The following is a 20,313-nucleotide window of genomic DNA, read 5'->3' on the forward strand; positions in this document are numbered from 1 at the left end:
CAACGATATTGTATCATACAAGTTACCGCATAAGGAGGAATTTCAATGAAACATTATCCGTCTGCCGTGTGGGCGACGGCGTTTGCGACATTTGTGGCGTTTATGGGCATTGGGGTGGTCGATCCGATTTTGCCGTTGATTGGACGGGCTATGGGAGCAACCCCGTCTCAGGTGGAATGGCTGTTTACGAGCTACATTGCGGTCATGGCGTTGACCATGCTGATTTCTGGCGTGTTAGGTACCCGCTTGGGGGGTAAACGGACGATGATGCTGGGATTGGGAATGGTTGTTGTCTTTGCCACCTGTTCAGGGTTGTCCCCGTCTATCCCGATTTTAGCGATATTTCGCGGGGGGTGGGGCCTTGGCAATGCCTTCTTCACATCCACAGCCTTGTCCATTATTGTGGGCTTGTCGACGGGCGGCATGGGGCCGGCAATTACCTTATATGAAGCCGCCTTAGGACTGGGAATTGCGTCGGGTCCCTTACTGGGTGGAGCGCTCGGCAGCCTCAATTGGCGGGATCCCTTTTTCGGGACGGCGTCGTTGATGGCTATTGCCTTTTTGGCGACGTGGACTTTGGTTAAAGAGCCGCCAGCAAAAGAGGTGCCAAGGACTGCGCGGGATATTTTTCGGGCGTTGGGTGACCGCGCGATTTTAACGAATGCATTGATTGGGTTGAGCTATAGCTATGCCTTCTTTACCATTTTAGCCTATTCACCGCTCACGTTAGGCCGGCTAAAAGCGATTACCTTGGGGTATACCTACTTTTTCTGGGGAATATTGGTGGCATTTTCATCCGTGGTGGTGGTGAACTGGCTACTACGCCGCATGAAGCCGGTGACGATATTATCCTTAAATTTACCGTTTATTGTGATTCTCTTTGTATTAGCAGGAATTCTGCCTGGTTATGCACTGTTGTACATTGTGGTGATTACAGGGTTTTTTTGCGGCATCGCCAACGCGTTGTTTACGACGCTGGCCATGGAGATATCCCCTTACTCAAGGTCCATTTCTTCGGGAGCCTATAATTTTCTGCGGTGGGCTGGAGCGGCAGTGGCTCCGATCTTGTCCGGATTAATCGGACAGCATTTCGGGATGACAGTACCGTTTTTTGTATCGGCTGGCATTTTATGCATCGGAATCATTGCCTTATTAAGTCAGGGCCACGTCCTGACTACAGCGCTTGAGCGCCATAGCACAATGGGGGAAGTGGCGAGTCAAGGATAGGGTTGGTGGGTTAAAAGCGGTGTGCTTTTTTCTTAATAGGGGATTGCTTATTCATGAGCAATCCCCTAGTGTTCGTTAAAAGAGAGAAAATGCTTGCACCAAGCAGAGAAAAAAGGTTGAAATCTAGGGTAAGTGTTTTATGGGTCTCGGGCGTGCGGCGTTGACCTTTGGTTTCTCCATGCCATATCTTTGGAGCGAGCTGGGAATGCTACAGGAAAATAGGAGGCGATATGATGGACAAGACGTTGGGCGCCGCGGTAATGAGTCCCGTCGTGATGGCAGGACTTCTGATAGGTGTGCCCCCAGCCCATGCCCAATGGGTCGCGGACAACAGCCGTGGCGTTGTTACGGTTCCTAATTACCCCGGCAGTGTCAAAACGTCAGCACATTTAGGGAATTCTCCCTTTGGATTTCCTACTGCCGGCGGTGTCCAGGAATTTATGTCCACGGCCTACCGAGTGCCGACGTCTGCCGCAACGGCGGAAAGATGGTTTACCCGCGCTTTGGAGCAACGCGGCTACCGGGTGTTAAGCCAGGCGGAAAGTAGCGATGGAAACGTATCGGATACCATTCAAGGGATAGAGTTTGGCCAGGGTATCCAAAACAATCAGGAAATTGCCTTGAACTTTCGCCCAGTAGGGCCTCATGCGTGTTTCATGGCCTATGAAACCCTATCCTATACGCCGCCAACTCGCCCGGCATCCACCAAAATTCTTAACCCGCAAGAGATTGCGGACATTCGGGTCGTCTATCATCCGTGGCGCTACGGCGCTTCCGCGCAGGATTTTGTTCTGCGTCAACGGAAAAAAATTAACCAAATCGTTCGCATTTTGAATGCATTGCCTCCAAGCAGTCCTTTTATGGAAGGGTGTGCGGATGATTTTGGACAAGGAGCCACGCTGACAGTTGATTTTATTCACCAGCCAGCGTGGGTGATTCAAGACAATGCGGCCTGTGAGACGGTTTCGTTTCCTGGTGCGCCTCCGCTAACCGATACAGCGGGGCGGCTTTATCATGCCCTAGGCGTCGATGCTGCCGAAGTGTTCCACAAAACGTGATGCGCGGATCTTACGGAGACGCGGGACTTTTGACCTCGTATTGGGCCATGATGGTCGGAAATAAAATGACGTAACCGAGCTGCAGCCCAGCCGCAATTATGAAGGGCCAGACTAAGGATCCCATGTTGATGAACCAGCCTCCCACGGCTGGACCCACAGCGGCGGGAAGGCTCCAGGAGACAGCGTTTAAACTGCTGGCAAAGCCACGACGCTTATCGCGGACAAGCGAAAGGCTAAAGGCTTGCCGAGCGCCGACCGAGCCGCGATTGACAATTGAACGGACCACATAGAGTACGGCCGCTATCGTAAAACTTGGCATAAAAGGAATCCCAATCAGGAGTACTACCCCAAGCAGGCGCGGAATCACGATAGAACGAATAAGACCGATCGATTCGGATACCCGGCCGATGATGAGGGATGAGATGCCCGTAAGAAAAAATGTCAGTCCATAGACGGGCCCAATTTCGGCGGGGCCTACCCCGAATTTGACATTAAACCAGTATGGTAACAAAGGGGCGACGAGTCCGATGCCGAGGGCGTTGATCGTATTGACAATGGCAAGCAGTGTGAGCGCCCTGTTTTCGCGGCGATGGATGGCGTGTTCCTCGGGAACCCCGTCGGTCTTTGATGCGGACTCGGAAGGATGAGCATTATGCCGTGGGGATTCATGAATGCTGTAAATTTGGGCTAAGTTGATAAGGGCCATCAGCAAGTTCAGCAAGAATAGCGGCAAATAGGCCTGTGCGCCCCGTGCTCCCGGAATCATATGCGGCAATACTGCAGCCAACAGGGATCCAATTCCCATGCCCCAAAACTGTAGACCCGCATTAAAGCTGAACACAGAACCTCGGCGCGGTCCGGGAATGGATTGGGCGAGCCATGCCTGTTCTGCCGGAGCGAAAGGACCGGATGATCCGTTGGCGCCGCGCCCAAACCCAAAAATTGCTGCGGTCACGACAATAATCCAGGCTGCGGGGTGGATAATGATGGCGGCCATGCCGACGGTCAGACCGATTTCATAGATGAGTAAGAAAAGACGGCGGCCGATGCGGTCGCTGACAATGCCCACCAAGAGGCTCAGAACCGCGCCAGATAGGCCGCCCGCCATCAAGAGCAATCCCACGTCGACCGCACTCCAACCTCTTGCTTTGAGATAGAGGGTAAAGTCGACAGCGAGGGCACCTTGGGCGATACTCCGAAGAAAACGGGCCGCAATGAGGCGTTGGGCAACCGTGCCTAGAGAGTGCCAGCCTTTGCGTGTATAAGGAGAGGGAGCGCTGCTCACGATAGGGTCATCTTCTTTCCATAGGACATAGTCGGATCGGTAATCTTTTTGAGTAGAGTGAGAAGGTTTTCTTGCTCCTCCGGGCTTAAAGGTTTGAGCAAGCTTTGGACTCTCGTCAAGAAAGCCGCCTCTGCGATGTGCAGCACCTGCCGCCCGGTTTCGGTGAGGGTGACACAGACCGTTCGTTGGTCGCCTACAGGACTGTGACGTGCGACAATGCCTTCAGCTTGAAGTTTGTCAATCATTTGCGTTACACCTGGCGACGAGATGTTGAGACGCTCGGCTAATTCGGAAATCGTGAGAGAGGAGTGCGTCAACTTTAATAGCAACCGCAACTTAGGGCGAGATAAAGTGCCGTATTGTCCGCCCAAAGCATCTTGCAGAGCGATGAGTGCCATGAGCATTTGGCGAGATTGTGGGTCCATTGCACAAACCTCCTGAATATGGGGCGAGCACACTCATTTTAGTAACTTACTTAATTATAACAAGAAATCCACGGTCCTATGCAACAAAGACCCGCTGGCAGAATTTCTGGAAAAAATTCCCGAGGACGTTGTGAGAGAGGAGTTTCCCGCCTAAAATAATTGAGGAGAGAAATGGCTCCACAAGTGTTATGGGAGACTATAGGCAAGAGGCTCTGTAGCGATGCTAGCTTGCGGCCCGGAATAAGGGTCAAATGATTATGGTATAATAGCGTGGCAAATTTTAAGAAGGTGATCGTTGTTGTTCATCACCAAACGGGAAGGAGGCTACGGTTTTCCGCGATGAAAATTGGACCCATGACGATTGATCCACCTGTGATGCTTGCTCCGATGGCCGGCGTGTCTAACCGGGCGTTTCGTGCGATTGCCCGAAAACAGGGTGCAACGTTATGCATTACAGAGATGGTGAATGCGAACGCCTTATTGCATAAGAGTGCTAAGAGTTACTGGTTGATGGAAATTGATCCGCAAGAAACCCCTGTGGGGATTCAAATAGCAGGGTCAGACCCTGAGATGATGGCAGAAGCCGCACGCGAGGCGGCCGCACAAGGGTGTGACCTTATTGACATCAATATGGGCTGTCCCGTGCCCAAGGTTGTCAAGAACGGTGATGGGTCTGCGTTGCTAAACGATATTCCGGGAGCCGTAGCCGTGGTGCAAGCGGTGGTGAATGCGGTCGATATTCCTGTTACCGTGAAGATGCGTGCCGGATGGGATCATCATTCGATTACCGCCCCGCAACTGGCTGAGGCTTTTGAGCGCGTGGGAGCGGCGGCACTAACCATTCATGCGCGTACCCGAGATGACCAATACGTACGGCCAGCGAACTGGGACTTTATTCGTCAAGTGAAAGAACGCGTGTCTATACCCGTTATTGGCAATGGAGATATCAAAACGCCCGAAGATGCTGTGCGGATGATGGAACAGACCCATGCGGATGGGGTCATGGTGGGACGCGCCTCATTTGGTGATCCGTGGATCTTTCGCCGGATTACGGAGTTTGTTCGTACAGGTCAGCATCTCTCCCCCCCATCAGCTGAAGAACGCGCAGCAATGGCGCGTTTACACACGCAAAGGATGGTTGAAGTGAAGGGTGAGGTGGTGGGGATTCGCGAGATGCGCAAGCAATTAGCATGGTATTTGCGGGGCACAACGGGATCCGCGGCTTTTCGCAGTCGGTCGACGTCGATCGAGACGTTGGAAGATGCCGAGCGACTCATTGCGGAGTGGTTGAATCATGCACGCAATGAGGATTTGACGTGGATTTAATCCGCATCGGAGACAAAGTGGTTAGTTTGTCCCGCATTACCGATATGGCCGAGCAAATTCTTTTGGCCCGCTCTCAAGGTCTGTCTCAACAAGATGTGGCCCGAAAGTTTCACGTGGATCGATCTTTTGTCTCGCGTCTAGAGACGGTTGGTGAGCTTCGTAAAGGACGCTCGATAGCCGTGATTGGCTTTCCTGTGCAGAATACGGAGGAAATTCGTAAGACGTGCCAGGATCTTGGCGTAGAACTGTGTTGGGTGATGACTAACCAAGAGCGTTGGGAGTACGCGCAGTCAAAAAATGGCATAGAATTGATTAATGAGATCATGGACCTTGCCAGCCGATTTCGTCAGTTTGATGCCATTATCTTATTAGCCTCCAACGCGCGGGTGCGCCTAATGGCGGCATTGCTAGACAGCCGTGCTGTAATCCCGGTAGTGTTAGGGGAAACGCCTCTCAGCGCTGATGTGGTGGTGGATATTGACTCGTTGCGAAAAACTATTCTGGCTGTGTCTGAAGGCGGGCTATCTTTGAACGATTCGCCAAAATAGTGATACGGATTATTGCATGGCGGCGCCAAATGTATATAATGGGTCCACATAGCATACGAGAGCAAATTTTTCCGTAACATTCATCAGTCAGCGTTAACTAAAGAAAGCGGGGTATCATTTTGAGCGACAAGGAGTTGCTAGTGTCCGAAGAGGGCCTCAAAAAGCTCGAAACAGAACTGGAAAATCTTAAGACGGTCAAACGCCATGAGGTTTCAGAACGTATTAAGACGGCTAGGGAATTTGGGGATATATCCGAGAACTCCGAGTATGAGGACGCGAAAAATGAGCAGGCTTTTGTAGAAGGCCGAATTCAGACCCTTGAAAAAATGCTCCGTCAAGCTAAGGTTGTAGACAATCACAATGTCGACCCCAATGCCGTTCACATTGGGTCGGTGGTGACTGTCAAAGATTTGGAAGAAGATTTTGAAGAAGAGTACACACTAGTGGGAGCTGCTGAGGCCGATCCCAACAAAAATCATATTTCAAACGAATCTCCCGTTGGTAAAGCGTTGATGGGAGCGAGAGTCGGACAAATTGTGGAAGTGTCTGCGCCGGTTGGCAAAATTCGGATGCAGATTGTGAAGATTTCATAACTTTTGGAGGGCTGATTTTGGCAGAGGAAAGTTTTGATCCCCGCGCGGTGCGGCTTGGAAAATTGCAGGCGTTGCGAGCGCGGGGCGTCAATCCGTATCAGCCGACCCGCTTCGATGTGACAGCGCATAGCGCTGATTTACATGCAAACTACGAGGAGTGGGAAGGTCGGACCGTGCGGGTCGCAGGTCGTGTGATGGCGATTCGTACCCATGGTCGGGCCATGTTTTTGGATTTGGCGGATGAAGAAGGCAAAATTCAGTGCCACATTCGGGAAGACATTGTGGGCCCCGAGTTGTTCGGGCTCACCGAGTATCTAGATCTCGGTGACATCCTAGGAGTAGAGGGCACTGTCTTTAAGACGCGCCGTGGAGAAATTTCCATTGAGGTGCAAACGTTTGAATATCTGAGCAAAAGTTTGCTAGATTTACCCGATAAGCGGCATGGGCTGACGAATATCGATTTACGCTATCGGCAACGCTATCTCGACTTGTTAGTCAATCCGGAAGTGCGGAGGGTTTTTGATATCCGCAGTCGAACCATTACGTTTATCCGCCAATTTCTCGCTGAACGCCATTTTACCGAAGTTGAAACTCCGGTCCTCCTGCCCTTGGCAGGAGGTACTGAAGCTCGGCCCTTCGCGACCCACCATAATGCGCTCGACATGACGCTTTATCTGCGCATTGCGCTTGAGCTGCATCTTAAGCGCTTGATTGTAGGGGGCTTTGACAAGATTGTTGGGTCAGTTGTGGAGCCGGATTTGGTACAACCCACCTTTCTGTGGCATCATCCCGTGGATATTTCGCCCTTAGCGAAACGCGATCCGCACCATCCACACCTCACGGAGCGCTTTGAATTGTTTGTGGCAGGGCGTGAATTGGCCAATGCCTTTTCTGAACTCAATGACCCATTAGACCAGCGCGAACGGTTTTTAGCCCAGCAAGAACAGCGGCGTCAGGGTAACGATGAAGTGCCTCCCCTTGATGAAGACTTTCTTAACGCCCTAGAGCATGGAATGCCACCGACGGGGGGGTTGGGAATTGGTATTGACCGCCTGATAATGTTGTTGACTGATAGTCCGTCTATCAAGGATGTCATTCTTTTCCCGACGATGCGACCCTTAGGAAGTGTAGACGAGCTCTAGGAATAAGAAGAAAAAGGCGATACACTAGCTGTGTGCAATATTGTGCACAGCTTTTTTCTATGGGAGGCTTTGAGAAATTTAATGAAACACGTGGTCAGTGTCAGCCTTGGTAGTGCGCGCCGTGATCATCAGACGACCGCAGTCATATTAGACCAGGCTGTGGAGATTGTGCGGCGGGGTACAGATGGCGATATGGAACGTGCACGGCAATGGATTGCATCGTTGGACGGGAAGGTCGATGTGATCGGTTTAGGTGGCATTGACCGGTATCTTGTTGTTAAAAGTCAGCGATATGAAATTCGAGATGCTCAAAAGCTTGCCCAAGCCGCGCGCCATACGCCGGTTGTGGATGGTAGTGGGCTCAAAGCGGTGTGGGAACCCCATGTGATTCAGCAATTGGTGGAAATGGGTCTTATCAACCCGCATCAAAAAGTTCTTTTAGTCTCCGCAATGGATCGATTTGGAATGGCTGAGGCCTTCTATACCATGGGCTTTCCAACAATCGCGGGCGATTTCGAAGAGTTTGCCCGAAAGCTTTTGCCAGATCTCATCAAAATGCCTTTCTCGATGTTGTATCCTACGGGTTCTGAACAAGACCATACCGTGTCCAACAATGCTTATGGAAAATATTTTAATGAAGCCGACATTATCGCTGGAGATTTTCACTTCATTCGCCGCTACTTGCCCGATCAGTTACAGGGTAAGGTAATCGTGACGAATACCACGACGAAAGACGATCGCTTGTTGTTGGAGGAACGCCATTTACAGACCTTGGTGACCACGACGCCGTTCTTAGACGGGCGTAGTTTTGGTACGAACGTGATGGAAGCGGCGCTGGTGGCGATATCGGGCGTGCGACCGGAAGACAACGGCTGGGCGGATGTTGTGATGAATGCGGGACTGCAGTGGCATGTGAGCCGATTTGAAGGTGCAAAGGGAAATGCGTCCCACTAGAGAATAACGTGAAGAAAGAGGCTAACAGATATGCTCAAGACCCTAGAACATTTTGCTGCGCAATGCAATGCTAATTCCCGTCTGCGTCAGATGAATCGCGACTGGACTCGGCGGATTGCCATTGTAGCGACGGACCGCGCGCAATCTTTTTGGCTGACCAGTCAAGAGGGCGTGATTACGGCAGGCGAGGGACCTGCTGTAGAACCTGATTTGCAGATTCAAGCCCCTTATGACATCATCCAAGCTATTTTTTCAGGTGCAATGAGTCCGACGGAGCCTTATAATGCGGGGGACCTTTTGGTGAAAGGGAGCCAAGATGATTTGATGCGGCTGGATATTATTACGCTGTTGATTTGGGGGGAATAAGATGGCCTCGAGGCATGTGTTGCCGCTTCGCACGGCCGTTTCAACGAGTGCTGGTTTAGCTTCTGCCGCTATCAATTTTTTGGCCTGTGTAGAAGTGGCCGAATACGCTGGTGGGGCTTCGGCATGGATTGCCTTGCTCGTGGCAGGAGGCCTCATTATTTTTTCTGCCAGCAATTTTGCAGAACTCAGCGGTCTTTATCCATCGGCGGCCGCTATTCGGGTCTGGACACGCAAGGGCCTAAACGACAGGCTATCGTTAATTATCTCTTTGGTCTATGCCGCCACGGTGGTTTTTGTGATTGCGGCGGATGCTTTTGTATTGGCTCAAGCATTTCATGCCGCCGTGCCGATAATACCAGGTTGGCTATGGATTGTTTTGTTGTTAGGGGCGATTGCAGGAGCCAATCTGCGTGGTATTAGGGTATCAGGTAAAATCCAAGATATTAACGGTGCCGTGCTCTTGATGACTCTGGTTGTGATTTCGCTGATTATTTTAGGAAAGACTCCTTGGCCTCATGGCCAACCGCTATTTCATGTCGGTCCTGGAATTTTTCAAGCGGTGGCGTTAGGGGTATTTATTTACGTAGGCTTCGAATGGGTGACGCCATTGGCAGAAGAATTTGATGATGCCAGAGCGATTTCGCGCGGCATGTACATGGCGTTGGGGTTGATTGCAGTGGCTTTTGGCCTTTTTACCGTAGCGATTAGCGTGATTTTTCCGGATATCCGCGCTTTGCATGCTACACTCATCCCGCAATTGATTGTCGGAGAGAAAGCCTTGGGGCGCTGGGGATTTTGGTGGATGGTGATCATTACCATGACGACCGCCATGACGACCTTCAATGGGGGACTCTTTACCGCCTCGCGATTTGTTTACGCGTTGGCGCGCGAGAAGACCCTGCCACGGGGTTTGTCTCATCTGAATAAATATTGGGTGCCGTCTTATGCGCTCTTGCTTCTAGCTGGGTTATCCTTAGCGCTGGCTTTAGGAGTCATGGCGACGGGATGGTATACCGTTTTGATCAACGCCGGAGCGGGCGTCGAAGGATTGGTGTACGCCTTATCGGCGTGGCTGGTATTTTCCCTCCGTAGGCGGGAAGCGCAGCGACCGCGGCCTTTTCGGGCGCTGGGTTATCCGTGGGCCGCGCTTATTGTCGGCGCCGTATTTTTGCTGTTAGGAGTGGGAGCGTTGCTCACCACGACCGGGGGCATACCCACGGCGCTCTTATTCGTTATGGGGTTGACAGCCATCGTGACCGGCTATGTTTGGTATTATGTTCCACGTCTTAAAAAGGCTCCTCGGCGGAACCCGGTGATGAGTTCGGAGCCCGAAGAAACCACAAGGTAAAAGCAGCTCCGTGGGCCGTAGAGTGTACAGTAATTGAGCCTCGTTGGGATTTCATTAGCGCCTCTGCAATACTCAACCCGAGTCCAGTTCCGGGCTTGCCATGCCCATTAGTCCCGCGAAAAAAGCGCGTAAAAATATGGGGAATATCTTCTGGTGGGATTCCTGGCCCATGGTCTTGGATGGTGATTCCTAAGAATGGTCCTTGGGGAATGATGTCGATATCAATGGCCCCCCCAGGCGGACTATACTTGACGGCATTTTCGAGTACGGCCCATAACGCCCGCCGTACGAACGGTTCGTGGCCCAAGATGCGGTGGGTATGAACGGCGTGAAGGGTAATGTGCAGGTCTGGGTTAAGAGCTCGCGCATCTTCCACCGCATCTTCTAACAGAGGCCGCAGAGAGTAGGGGGCCAGCTCGACCGGTCCGTCATTGCGCACGTGTTCCAACGTGAGAAGATCTCCCACTAGCGTAATCATTTCCGAGACGGCCCGGTCAATAGCGGCAATCGTTTCTTCTTCCGTAGCGCGATCGATCGTATCCCAATCGCGGAGGATGTCTAAATTGCCACGAATGACTTCAAGAGGAGTACGCAATTGATGGGCTGCGTCAGCCAGCAATGTTCGGTCCCTTTGCCACCTGGATTCCAGCGTTTGCACTAATTGAGAGAGGAGTCCAGCCAGTCGGCTGAATTCATCATCGGTGCGCGACGGGTTTTCCACCGGCAAAAATTGATTCGTAGCCAACATGCGTTCGACGGAATGCGTCATACGCTTAACCGGCTCAAGGACTCGGTGTGTCGTCCAACGACCAAGCAGGACGCCGCCCGCTGCTGCTGCTACCCCTGTTATGCCCATGACTAAGACTAAATCGCCTAACAGATCAATGTCTGGGCGCAGGGGCCAGTCTACAACGTACTGCAGGCCTTCCCGCTCGTGGACTAAGCGCGAGGAGAGCGGATGGGGGACGATGGCATTGGTTAGGGGGCCAAAGGGATATGGGGTCGTATTAGGTGAGCGAAATAAGACGCGATGGTCTTTCAATATCCAAACATGCGGATCGACTTTGCGGGTATATTCATGCAAAAGGACCTGCAGTGTAGTGCCATGCGCTTCAGAAATGCCCGAATAAACGCTCGAGGCGTCACTGACAGCAGCATCATACAAATGAATACTCACGGCAAAAAGGGTAATCAGAGCAAAGGCAACGACTAAACTAACAATAGCCCCACCCGTTTGAATGGTGAAACGTGTGCGCAAACTTTTAGGATAGGTAACCAGGTGCTTTCGAGAAACCTGGGTGCGCCCGGCTCCACCGCCTTTTGGCGGAACAAAGTTGTTGTCCATAATGCCACCTGTCATTGTTCAAGAAGTGATAAGACGCGCACCTAGATTACGGGGCCGCATCGCTTTGATGGCCCGCTTGCCCTTCATCTCCGCTGGTTGTGGAGTCTACGCTGGAGACGCTTCGAATTTTAACACATAACCGACGCCGCGAATTGTGACGAGGTTGAGTTCTTCGGTGGGAAGACCTACTTTTTGCCGCAGATATCCGACATAGACATCGACAATATTTGAAGCCCCCGAGTAACCCCATCCCCATACGCGGTCGAGAATCATATCGCGCGTTAGGGTAATCCCGACATTTTGCATAAAGTATTGCAACAAATCGAATTCGCGACGGGTCAGATCAATCGTGCTGTTCATTAAGCGAACTTCATGGCGCATGGGATAGAGCTCTAGTGGCCCTACTTTAATCATATCATCTTGATGAAATACGTTGGCAGGACGCCGTGTTAAGGCTCGCATTCGTGCAAGCAGCTCAGCCGTTGCAAAAGGCTTGACTAGATAATCATCGGCCCCAGCATCAAGCCCGCGCACGCGGTCAATAACGGCATCGCGTGCCGTCAAAATGAGAATGGGCGTATCTGAGACTTGGCGTAGCGATTGGCACACTTTCAACCCGTCGATGTCAGGCAGCATCAAGTCCAATATCACGACATCGTAGCTACCGCCAACGGCTTCTGACAATCCATCACGACCTTTGGCGCACCATTGCACATCCCAACCGGCATGTCGGAGTTCTAATGTTATCAATCGAGCAACACGATCATCATCTTCGATGAGTAAGGTATGCACGCGCTCCCCATCCTTTCACGACTATTATACTGAAAAGCCCGTCTAAATAGGCAGTGGCCCGCATAGAATGCATTGAGATGAAGGAGGGGCGTGAATGTGGTCGCCAATATCAGGCCGAAGGCATCCAAGGACCGTCATTATGGGAATTATCGCCTTGATTGCCGTGATTGGAGCCTTGCTCTATCTTCAAAATGTTCCTGTCGTGGCCAGTTGGGACCGGGCCCTTTTGCGCCCGGCGGAGGTTTCCGTGTCCTTGCGTCATCGTGCTAATGCCAAAGCGCGTCAGGCGTCGCCGACTGATGGATTGCCCCCAGGAATGGTGTTGGGATATTTTTATGACCCGGGCAATCAAGGTAATGCGGCAGCCATGCTTCAACATTATTTGCCTTTTTTAAGCGGGATTATTCCTTTTTGGTACACGATTGAAGCCAACGGGACGATTACGGGGCAAACGAATCCAGCGGTATTGAAAATTGCCCGCGAACATAACCTATGGACGTTTGCTCTCGTCGAAAATATGGCAGGCCAATCGGTTTTCGGACCGTTATTAAATAGCGCGCAGGCGAGCAATCGTGCTATAGAAAATATGTTAACCCTAGTAGAAGATAACGGTTTTGATGGGGTGAATCTTGACTGGGAAGGCATTGCCCCTGGAGAACAAAATGCTTTTACGTCTTTTGTTCAACGGTTAGCGCAGGTCTTTCATCAACACGGATATTATGTCACCTTGTCTTTGCCAGCAGAGACAAGCTATCAACCGCAGAATTCATGGACAGGTGCGTATAATTACGCGGCGTTAGCGAAAAGTGCAGACTTATTGATGATTATGGCTTACGACGAGCATTATGCAGGTGGCGCTCCCGGTCCGATCGCCTCACCCTCTTGGGTTCAATCAGTTTTGAATTACACTATTTCTGTTGTGCCGCCTCGCAAAGTGATTCTTGGGATCCCGGGTTACGGCTATGATTGGGGTGGTTCTGGCGCTGTTGCGTTAAGTTATGGTCAGGCACAAGGCCTAGAGGAGCAGTATACCCATCAATCAGGGCAAAACCACTTTGTTTATGTTCAAGATGGGCAAACCCATTCGGTATGGTTTGAAGACACTCAAAGTCTCTTATCGAAGATAAATTTGGTATCAGGATATGAGTTGCGGGGCATTGCGTTGTGGCGACTAGGCATTGAGGACCCAAAAATTTGGGATTTCTTGCAGTAAACCTTCCGTTCCAACGGTTTTTAAAAAGGTTTAAAAAAGGGCTTGCATTGGCGCGAGTCCGGTGTTATTATATCAAAGCTGTCCGCGAGGACAGTGAGCCCCCCCGCTTCAGCGGGCGGCGTCGGTCCTTGAAAACTATATCGTCATGAATGCGTCAAGGGAAACAGAAACAGTCAGCAAGACAATGAGTCATGGAGAGTTTGATCCTGGCTCAGGACGAACGCTGGCGGCGTGCGTAATACATGCAAGTCGAGCGGACCTTCGGGTCAGCGGCGGACGGGTGAGGAACACGTGAGTGATCTATCGATGAGTGGGGGATATCGGGCCGAAAGGCGCGGCAATCCCGCATACGTTCCTACGGGAAGAAAGCTGGGCAACTGGCGCTCATCGCGGAGCTCGCGGCCCATTAGCTAGTTGGGGGGGTAACGGCCTCCCAAGGCGACGATGGGTAGCCGGCCTGAGAGGGTGAACGGCCACACTGGGACTGAGACACGGCCCAGACTCCTACGGGAGGCAGCAGTAGGGAATCTTCCACAATGGGCGCAAGCCTGATGGAGCAACGCCGCGTGAGTGAAGACGGCCTTCGGGTTGTAAAGCTCTGTCTGTCGGGACGAAGACCGGGACGGGAGTCCCGGGGAGCCGGTACCGACGAAGGAAGCCCCTGCAAACTACGTGCCAGCAGCCGCGGTAAGACGTAGGGGGCAAGCGTTGTCCGGAATTACTGGGCGTAAAGGGCGTGTAGGCGGTGCGATACGTAGCGGTTTTAAGCCTCCGGCTCACCCGGAGGAGGGCGGCTAAACGGTCGCACTGGAGGGCAGGAGAGGTGCGTGGAATTCCTGGTGGAGCGGTGAAATGCGTAGAGATCAGGAAGAACACCAGTGGCGAAGGCGGCGCACTGGCCTGACCCTGACGCTGAGGCGCGACAGCGTGGGGAGCAAACGGGATTAGATACCCCGGTAGTCCACGCCGTAAACGATGGATACTAGGTGTCGTGGGGGTCCACCCTGCGGTGCCGGAGCTAACGCACTAAGTATCCCGCCTGGGGAGTACGGCCGCAAGGTTGAAACTCAAAGGAATTGACGGGGGCCCGCACAAGCAGTGGAGCATGTGGTTTAATTCGACGCAACGCGCAGAACCTTACCAGGACTGGACAGGCACGTGAGCGCCGCGAAAGCGGCGGGCCCTTCGGGGAGCGTGCTCAGGTGCTGCATGGTTGTCGTCAGCTCGTGTCGTGAGATGTTGGGTTAAGTCCCGCAACGAGCGCAACCCTTGTCGTGTGTTGCCAGCGGTCCGGCCGGGCACTCACACGAGACTGCCGGTGACAAACCGGAGGAAGGTGGGGATGACGTCAAATCCGCATGGCCTTGATGTCCTGGGCTACACACGTGCTACAATGGTCCCGACAACGGGCCGCGACCGCGCGAGCGGGAGCGAATCCTTCAAACGGGATCTCAGTTCGGATTGCAGGCTGCAACTCGCCTGCATGAAGCCGGAATTGCTAGTAATCGCCCATCAGCATGGGGCGGTGAATTCGTTCCCGGGCCTTGTACACACCGCCCGTCACACCACGAGAGTTGGCCACACCCGAAGCCGGTCGGCCGAACCCGTGAGGGACGGTCCCGTCGACGGTGGGGCGGATGATTGGGGTGAAGTCGTAACAAGGTAGCCGTATCGGAAGGTGCGGCTGGATCACCTCCTTTCTAGGGAATGCTCCCGACGCGGCATGACGATATGGTTTTTGGGGACTGGGAGAACTCGTTGATGAGTTCATCAGTTCTATGAAGGGCCGATAGCGCAGTGGTTAGCGCACCCGCCTGATAAGCGGGAGGTCGGTGGTTCAAGTCCACCTCGGCCCACCATTTTGGACCTTGACAACTTTACAGGAGAAAGACAACACCAGCACACGGGGGATGCCTCGGGTGCGGATGGGGCGAAGAAGGTCGTGGCACGCCACGAAAGGCCTCGGGGAGCGGCGTCGCACGCATCGATCCGAGGGTCACCGAATGGGGAAACCCCTAGACCGGCAGGTCTAGACGGCGGGCCACTAGGGCCCGACCGAGTCCAAAGCGGGGAACTGAAACATCTCAGTACCTGTGTCGAGAAAGCGAAAGCGAATCCCTTAGTAGCGGCGAGCGAACGGGGACCAGTCCAAACGACGGCTCCGAGACGGCCTACCTCCGCGGAGTCGTCGGGTTGTGGACAGCGGATGCGGGCCAGTAGGGGGCCCGCGCCGGCGCGGTCGCGGGAGCATGAAGCTGTTGGAATGCAGCGCCCGAGCGGGTGAGAGCCCCGTCGTGCTGCCGCGGCCGGACCGGCCGCTGATCCCGAGTACCACGGTTCTCGTGAAAGACCGTGGGAAGCTGGGCGGCCCACCGCCCAAGACTACCGACCATCCGTCACCGATAGCGCAGAGTACCGTGAGGGAACGGTGAAAAGCCCCCCGGGAGGGGAGTGAAAGAGACCCTGAAACCGTGTGCTGTCAAGCCGTCAGAGTCTCGGCAACGGGATGATGGCGTGCCTATTGAAGAATGAACCGGCGAGTGACCGGCCGCCGCGAGGTTAACGTCCGCAAGGACGGGAGCCGGAGCGCAAGCGAGTCTGAAGAGGGCGACAAGTGGCGGTCGATCGACCCGAAACCGTGTGATCTAGCCGGCGCCAGGCTGCAATCCCCTTAAGCCGGGATGAAGGGCCGCACCCGTGTCCGTTGAAAAGGGCTGGGATGAGCGGCGGCTAGGGGTGAAATGCCAATCGAACACGGAGATAGCTGGTTCTCCCCGAAATCGCTTGAGGGCGAGCCTCCCCGAACAATACCGACGGGGTAGCGCTCTGTGAATGGAAGGGGTCCGTGAAGGATTACTGCCTGTTCGCAAACGACAAAGTCGTCGGTAGGCGGGAGAGAGTCAGACGTTGGGGGATAAGCTCCAAGGTCAAAAGGGCAAGAGCCCAGATCGTCCGCTAAGGTCCCTAAATGTGCGCTGAGTGGCAAAGGTCGTCGCGTGATCGAGACAGCCAGGAGGTTGGCTTAGAAGCAGCTATCCTTGAAAGAGTGCGTAATAGCTCACTGGTCGCAGTCGCGCGGCGCCGAGAATGTCCGGGGCTAAGCGGACTACCGAAGCGGCGAATTGGCCCCCGCACGGGGGCCAGTGGTAGGGGAGCGTCCGCCGGGGGGCGAAGCGGTCGTGGAAACGGCCGTGGACCGCGGCGGAGTGCGAATGCCGGTATGAGTAGCGAAAAGGCCCGTGAGAATCGGGCCCGCCGAAAGCCGCAGGGTTCCGGAGGCAGGATCGTCCGCTCCGGGTTAGTCGGGCCTAAGGCGAGGCCGTTAAGGCGTAGTCGATGGAGACACGGTGGAGATTCCGTGACCAGTCGGACATGGCGAACGAATCAGGACGTCGCGGACGGGGGTCAGCGCCCCGTTGGTCGAGGGCGTCCCGCCAGGGGGACGGAAACGCTAGTACGGAAGTGAGCGCCGTCCGCGACCAAGAAAAGTGATTCGGGAGTGTCCGAGTGTCCGTACCCGAAACCGACACAGGTAGGTGAGGCGAGGAGCCTCAGGCGCGCGAGTGACCTCTCGTTAAGGAACTCGGCAAATTACCCCCGTAACTTCGGGAGAAGGGGGCCCGGCGGCGTCCGCCGCCGGGGGCACTACAGCGGCCCAAGCGACTGTTTACCAAAAACACAGGTCCCTGCGAAGTCGCAAGACGCCGTATAGGGGCTGACGCCTGCCCGGTGCTGGAAGGTTAAGGCGAGGTGTGCAAGCACCGACCCGAAGCCCCAGTCAACGGCGGCCGTAACTATAACGGTCCTAAGGTAGCGAAATTCCTTGTCGGGTAAGTTCCGACCCGCACGAAAGGCGTAACGACTTGGGCACTGTCTCAACGAGAGACTCGGTGAAATTGCAATCCCTGTGAAGATGCAGGGTTCTTACGACTGGACAGAAAGACCCCGTGGAGCTTTACTGTAGCCTGCCATGGGTCGAGCGCGACGTGTGTACAGGATAGGTGGGAGGCGGAGAAGCCGCCGCGTCAGCGGCGGGGGAGCCATCCTTGGGATACCACCCTCACGGCGTGCACGATCTAACCGCCGTCGTCACCCGACGCGGGACAGTGGCAGGGGGGCAGTTTGACTGGGGCGGTCGCCTCCTAAAGTGTAACGGAGGCGCCCCATGGTTCCCTCAGCACGGTTGGACAGCGTGCAGGGCGTGCAAAGGCACAAGGGAGCTTGACTGCGAGCGCGACAGTGCGAGCAGGGCCGAAAGGCGGGCTTAGTGATCCGGTGGCACCGTGTGGCAGGGCCATCGCGCAACGGATAAAAGCTACCCCGGGGATAACAGGCTGATCTTCCCCAAGAGTCCATATCGACGGGAAGGTTTGGCACCTCGATGTCGGCTCATCGCATCCTGGGGCTGAAGTCGGTCCCAAGGGTTTGGCTGTTCGCCAATTAAAGCGGTACGTGAGCTGGGTTCAGAACGTCGTGAGACAGTTCGGTCCCTCTCCGTCGTAAGCGGAGGATATTTGCGGGGCGCGACTCCTAGTACGAGAGGACCGGAGTGGACGAACCGCTGGTGTGCCCAGTTGTGTTGCCAAACGCAGCGCTGGGAAGCTATGTTCGGATCGGAGAAGCGCTGACCGCATCTAAGCGCGAAACCGGCCCCAAGATGAGATATCCAGGGGGCTCGTCAGAGCCCCGAGAGACCCCCACCAGAACAGTGGGTTGATAGGTGGTCCGTGGACACCCGGCAACGGGCGGAGCGAGGCCATACTAATCGGTCAAGTCCTTTCTCCTGTGAAGTTGTTAGGGCCCGAGATGGTCCGACGTCTTTGTCGGTGCCTCAGAGGAAGTGTGTTGACCCGTTCCCATGCCGCACACGGTCGTCCCCCACTGCCTCGCTGGTGGTACTGGATCCGCAGGGATCTGGGAGGCCCAGTCGTGCCGACAATTTTTTTCACCCCTCGTCTGAAATAGACGGGGGGTTTTTAGTGCTTTCTGAGGATCGATCGGGTTCTGGACCCCAGTCTCATTTCGCGTCAGCCGCGAATGGGTTGGAGGCCGAACATTCACCCGTGATCACACCAGGTTTCCTGCTGCCGATACCGCGAACCCGCCAAGACCAGAAATATCCGGATGGTGTCAACAAGGCCGGAATTATAAGGATGACTATCGTCCTCAAACTGGCCGCCTCCTTCACCAAGGCAGAGCGGACAGTGCATGGCAACGGCCACATGAAGCTTGGGACGCCAACAAGCGCGTACCCCAGCTCTCGCAGCACTCCTTGCGCCGTCCGATCCACGCCAACGTCCACCCAGCCCCAGGATCGGTTTTCTCTCGGTGGCCCCCCATCTCCGGCTGGGTCGTTGCGTTTCACGCGGTGTGTTGTAGAGCCCGATCAGTGGTTTGTCAGTATCACCGCGATTTCCTCTCGTCCTGCCAAAAGCAAGGTGCGACCGGGCAGATTAAGGGGGCAAATGCCGTGTTGCCGAACACCAAGAACGTGACGTTACACCCAGAGGGGAACGCAAGGAGTAATCGGAGTCGTACGCAGGCTATTAATAGGTTTGGGGCCGGCACCTGCGGCAAACCTGAATAAAGCCTTTAACCATGCTACAATAGGAGAAGCTTGGGCTCACGGCAACTTTAGTACAAAGTGTCTAGGAGCCGCCCTGAATTTTCGCCTCATGGCACTGGGTCATTGTCATGTCTGCAACAATGGCCGAAGGGGAGTTCACTGATCAGCCAGTACAAGGCTGTAGTAAGAAAGGCAGGTATAATTTGTGCCCATAAAAATTCCCGATCATCTTCCGGCCAAAGAGATTTTGCACCGTGAGAATATTTTTGTCATGGGCGACCAAAAAGCAGGACATCAGGATATTCGACCCTTGCGAATCATTATCTTGAATCTTATGCCTCTTAAGGAGACGACCGAGACGCAGTTGTTGCGATTGTTGGGCAATACGCCATTACAAGTTGATGTGACTTTGCTCCGGATTAAGAATCATAATTCGAAAAACACGTCTCAAGAGCATTTGATGGCTTTTTACAATACCTTTGACGAAATTGCGGACCAGTATTTTGATGGCATGATTGTTACGGGAGCTCCTATAGAGCATCTCGCTTTTGAAGAGGTGGACTACTGGCCGGAAATGCAGCGGATATTGGACTGGAAGTTAGAGCATGTGACATCCACTTTTCATATCTGTTGGGGGGCACAGGCTGCTCTTTACCATCACTATGGCATTCCTAAATATGACTTGCCGCAAAAAATGTTTGGAGTTTTTGAGCACCGCCTACGTGAACAAACACCTCTTGTCCGAGGCTTCGATGAACAATTTTTCGTGCCGCACTCGCGCCACACAGAAATTCGAGAGGAGGATGTTGTTAAAATTCCGGCTTTGAAGATTTTGGCGGATTCAGCGGATGCAGGATTATATCTTTTGGCCACTAAGGATGGGCGGCAGGTTTTTGCCACCGGTCATGCCGAATATGATAGTGACAGCTTGAGCAAGGAGTACGAACGCGACAAGGGCCGCGGATTAGACATTGCAATGCCGCGCGACTACTTTCCAGCGAACAACCCAGCCAAAACTCCGGTGCATAAATGGAGAGCTCATGCGCACCTACTGTTTAGCAACTGGTTGAACTACTATGTTTACCAGGAAACGCCCTATGAGTTGGGCAGGCCGCGCGTTTAAAG

Annotated in this window: 15 protein-coding genes, 1 tRNA gene and 3 rRNA genes; 15 read left to right on the forward strand and 4 right to left on the reverse strand. The window is 53.8% G+C overall.

Going from position 1 to position 20,313, the window contains the following annotated elements:
- Positions 1–45: 45 nt before the first annotated feature.
- Together ORD20_RS09495 and ORD20_RS09500 are read left to right on the forward strand one after the other, a co-directional pair.
- Positions 46–1,227 (forward strand): MFS transporter, encoded by a 1,182-nt coding sequence (locus ORD20_RS09495; protein ID WP_103376137.1) that lies wholly within the window; start codon positions 46–48, stop codon positions 1,225–1,227.
- A 230-nt stretch (positions 1,228–1,457) separates the two neighbouring features.
- Positions 1,458–2,285, forward strand: a complete 828-nt coding sequence (locus ORD20_RS09500) for a hypothetical protein (protein ID WP_146039081.1) — start codon at positions 1,458–1,460, stop codon at positions 2,283–2,285.
- A gap of 10 nt (positions 2,286–2,295) precedes the next feature.
- Here the strand turns inward: ORD20_RS09500 and ORD20_RS09505 are convergent, their stop codons facing one another.
- Positions 2,296–3,570, reverse strand: a complete 1,275-nt coding sequence (locus ORD20_RS09505) for an MFS transporter (RefSeq protein ID WP_103376139.1) — start codon at positions 3,568–3,570, stop codon at positions 2,296–2,298.
- The gene (locus ORD20_RS09510; protein WP_242968590.1) at positions 3,567–3,995 is read right to left on the reverse strand and encodes a MarR family winged helix-turn-helix transcriptional regulator; all 429 of its coding nucleotides are present in this window, start codon (positions 3,993–3,995) and stop codon (positions 3,567–3,569) included. The genes ORD20_RS09505 and ORD20_RS09510 overlap by 4 nt, the downstream gene beginning before the upstream one ends.
- 354 nt (positions 3,996–4,349) lie before the next feature.
- On the opposite strand from ORD20_RS09510, the gene dusB reads away from it, so the two are divergent.
- The 7 genes from dusB (at position 4,350) to ORD20_RS09545 (ending at position 10,272) form a co-directional block, all read left to right on the forward strand.
- Entirely contained in the window at positions 4,350–5,321 is a 972-nt protein-coding gene (gene dusB, locus ORD20_RS09515; RefSeq protein ID WP_242968591.1) for a tRNA dihydrouridine synthase DusB, read from the forward strand.
- Positions 5,312–5,869, forward strand: coding sequence for a transcriptional regulator (locus tag ORD20_RS09520; RefSeq protein WP_103376141.1), 558 nt, complete (start codon positions 5,312–5,314; stop codon positions 5,867–5,869). The genes dusB and ORD20_RS09520 overlap by 10 nt, the downstream gene beginning before the upstream one ends.
- A 119-nt stretch (positions 5,870–5,988) precedes the next feature.
- Positions 5,989–6,462, forward strand: a complete 474-nt coding sequence (gene greA, locus ORD20_RS09525) for a transcription elongation factor GreA (protein ID WP_103376142.1) — start codon at positions 5,989–5,991, stop codon at positions 6,460–6,462.
- A gap of 11 nt (positions 6,463–6,473) precedes the next feature.
- Positions 6,474–7,604, forward strand: coding sequence for a lysine--tRNA ligase (locus tag ORD20_RS09530; RefSeq protein WP_430626704.1), 1,131 nt, complete (start codon positions 6,474–6,476; stop codon positions 7,602–7,604).
- Positions 7,605–7,685: 81 nt separating this feature from the next.
- Positions 7,686–8,558 (forward strand): quinate 5-dehydrogenase, encoded by an 873-nt coding sequence (locus ORD20_RS09535; RefSeq protein WP_430626130.1) that lies wholly within the window; start codon positions 7,686–7,688, stop codon positions 8,556–8,558.
- Positions 8,559–8,588: 30 nt separating this feature from the next.
- Entirely contained in the window at positions 8,589–8,924 is a 336-nt protein-coding gene (locus ORD20_RS09540; RefSeq protein ID WP_103376145.1) for an SCP2 sterol-binding domain-containing protein, read from the forward strand.
- A gap of 1 nt (position 8,925) precedes the next feature.
- Positions 8,926–10,272 carry an APC family permease gene (locus tag ORD20_RS09545; RefSeq protein ID WP_103376146.1) on the forward strand — a complete coding sequence of 449 codons (1,347 nt, stop codon included), beginning with the start codon at positions 8,926–8,928 and terminating at the stop codon, positions 10,270–10,272.
- Here ORD20_RS09545 and ORD20_RS09550 read toward each other — a convergent pair.
- Complete coding sequence (locus ORD20_RS09550; protein WP_158246336.1) at positions 10,211–11,617, reverse strand: sensor histidine kinase; 1,407 nt, start codon at positions 11,615–11,617, stop codon at positions 10,211–10,213. The genes ORD20_RS09545 and ORD20_RS09550 overlap by 62 nt on opposite strands.
- A gap of 105 nt (positions 11,618–11,722) precedes the next feature.
- Positions 11,723–12,409: a response regulator transcription factor gene (locus ORD20_RS09555; protein ID WP_103376148.1), complete on the reverse strand. Its 687-nt coding sequence runs from the start codon at positions 12,407–12,409 to the stop codon at positions 11,723–11,725.
- A 94-nt stretch (positions 12,410–12,503) separates the two neighbouring features.
- Here ORD20_RS09555 and ORD20_RS09560 point away from each other — a divergent pair, with 94 nt between their 5' ends.
- The 6 genes from ORD20_RS09560 (at position 12,504) to metA (ending at position 20,311) form a co-directional block, all read left to right on the forward strand.
- Entirely contained in the window at positions 12,504–13,622 is a 1,119-nt protein-coding gene (locus ORD20_RS09560) for a glycosyl hydrolase family 18 protein (RefSeq protein WP_103376149.1), read from the forward strand.
- Between the two features lie 188 nt (positions 13,623–13,810).
- Positions 13,811–15,322: ribosomal RNA gene (locus ORD20_RS09565) — 16S ribosomal RNA — on the forward strand.
- Between the two features lie 83 nt (positions 15,323–15,405).
- Positions 15,406–15,481 (forward strand) — tRNA-Ile (locus tag ORD20_RS09570).
- 24 nt (positions 15,482–15,505) lie between these two features.
- Positions 15,506–18,407 (forward strand): 23S ribosomal RNA (locus ORD20_RS09575).
- A gap of 36 nt (positions 18,408–18,443) precedes the next feature.
- Positions 18,444–18,561, forward strand: a 5S ribosomal RNA gene (gene rrf / locus ORD20_RS09580).
- The 16S, 23S and 5S rRNA genes sit together here with 1 tRNA gene alongside, the layout of an rRNA operon.
- Before the next feature lie 832 nt (positions 18,562–19,393).
- Positions 19,394–20,311 carry a homoserine O-acetyltransferase MetA gene (gene metA, locus ORD20_RS09585; protein WP_103373776.1) on the forward strand — a complete coding sequence of 306 codons (918 nt, stop codon included), beginning with the start codon at positions 19,394–19,396 and terminating at the stop codon, positions 20,309–20,311.
- The last annotated feature ends 2 nt before the right edge of the window (positions 20,312–20,313 follow it).

Origin of the sequence: Sulfobacillus thermotolerans, from assembly GCF_039623705.1 — a bacterium.
Taxonomy (GTDB): Bacteria; Bacillota; Sulfobacillia; order Sulfobacillales; family Sulfobacillaceae; genus Sulfobacillus; species Sulfobacillus thermotolerans.

What these genes read in the sequence shown, in the direction of transcription:
- ORD20_RS09495 (WP_103376137.1), top strand. Translation starts at nt 46, where the DNA reads ATGAAACATTATCCGTCTGCCGTGTGGGCGACGGCGTTTGCGACATTT.
- ORD20_RS09500 (WP_146039081.1), top strand. Translation starts at nt 1,458, where the DNA reads ATGATGGACAAGACGTTGGGCGCCGCGGTAATGAGTCCCGTCGTGATG.
- ORD20_RS09510 (WP_242968590.1), bottom strand. Translation starts at nt 3,995, where the DNA reads ATGGACCCACAATCTCGCCAAATGCTCATGGCACTCATCGCTCTGCAA.
- dusB (WP_242968591.1), top strand. Translation starts at nt 4,350, where the DNA reads ATGACGATTGATCCACCTGTGATGCTTGCTCCGATGGCCGGCGTGTCT.
- ORD20_RS09535 (WP_430626130.1), top strand. Translation starts at nt 7,686, where the DNA reads ATGAAACACGTGGTCAGTGTCAGCCTTGGTAGTGCGCGCCGTGATCAT.
- ORD20_RS09540 (WP_103376145.1), top strand. Translation starts at nt 8,589, where the DNA reads ATGCTCAAGACCCTAGAACATTTTGCTGCGCAATGCAATGCTAATTCC.
- ORD20_RS09545 (WP_103376146.1), top strand. Translation starts at nt 8,926, where the DNA reads ATGGCCTCGAGGCATGTGTTGCCGCTTCGCACGGCCGTTTCAACGAGT.
- ORD20_RS09550 (WP_158246336.1), bottom strand. Translation starts at nt 11,617, where the DNA reads ATGGACAACAACTTTGTTCCGCCAAAAGGCGGTGGAGCCGGGCGCACC.
- ORD20_RS09560 (WP_103376149.1), top strand. Translation starts at nt 12,504, where the DNA reads ATGTGGTCGCCAATATCAGGCCGAAGGCATCCAAGGACCGTCATTATG.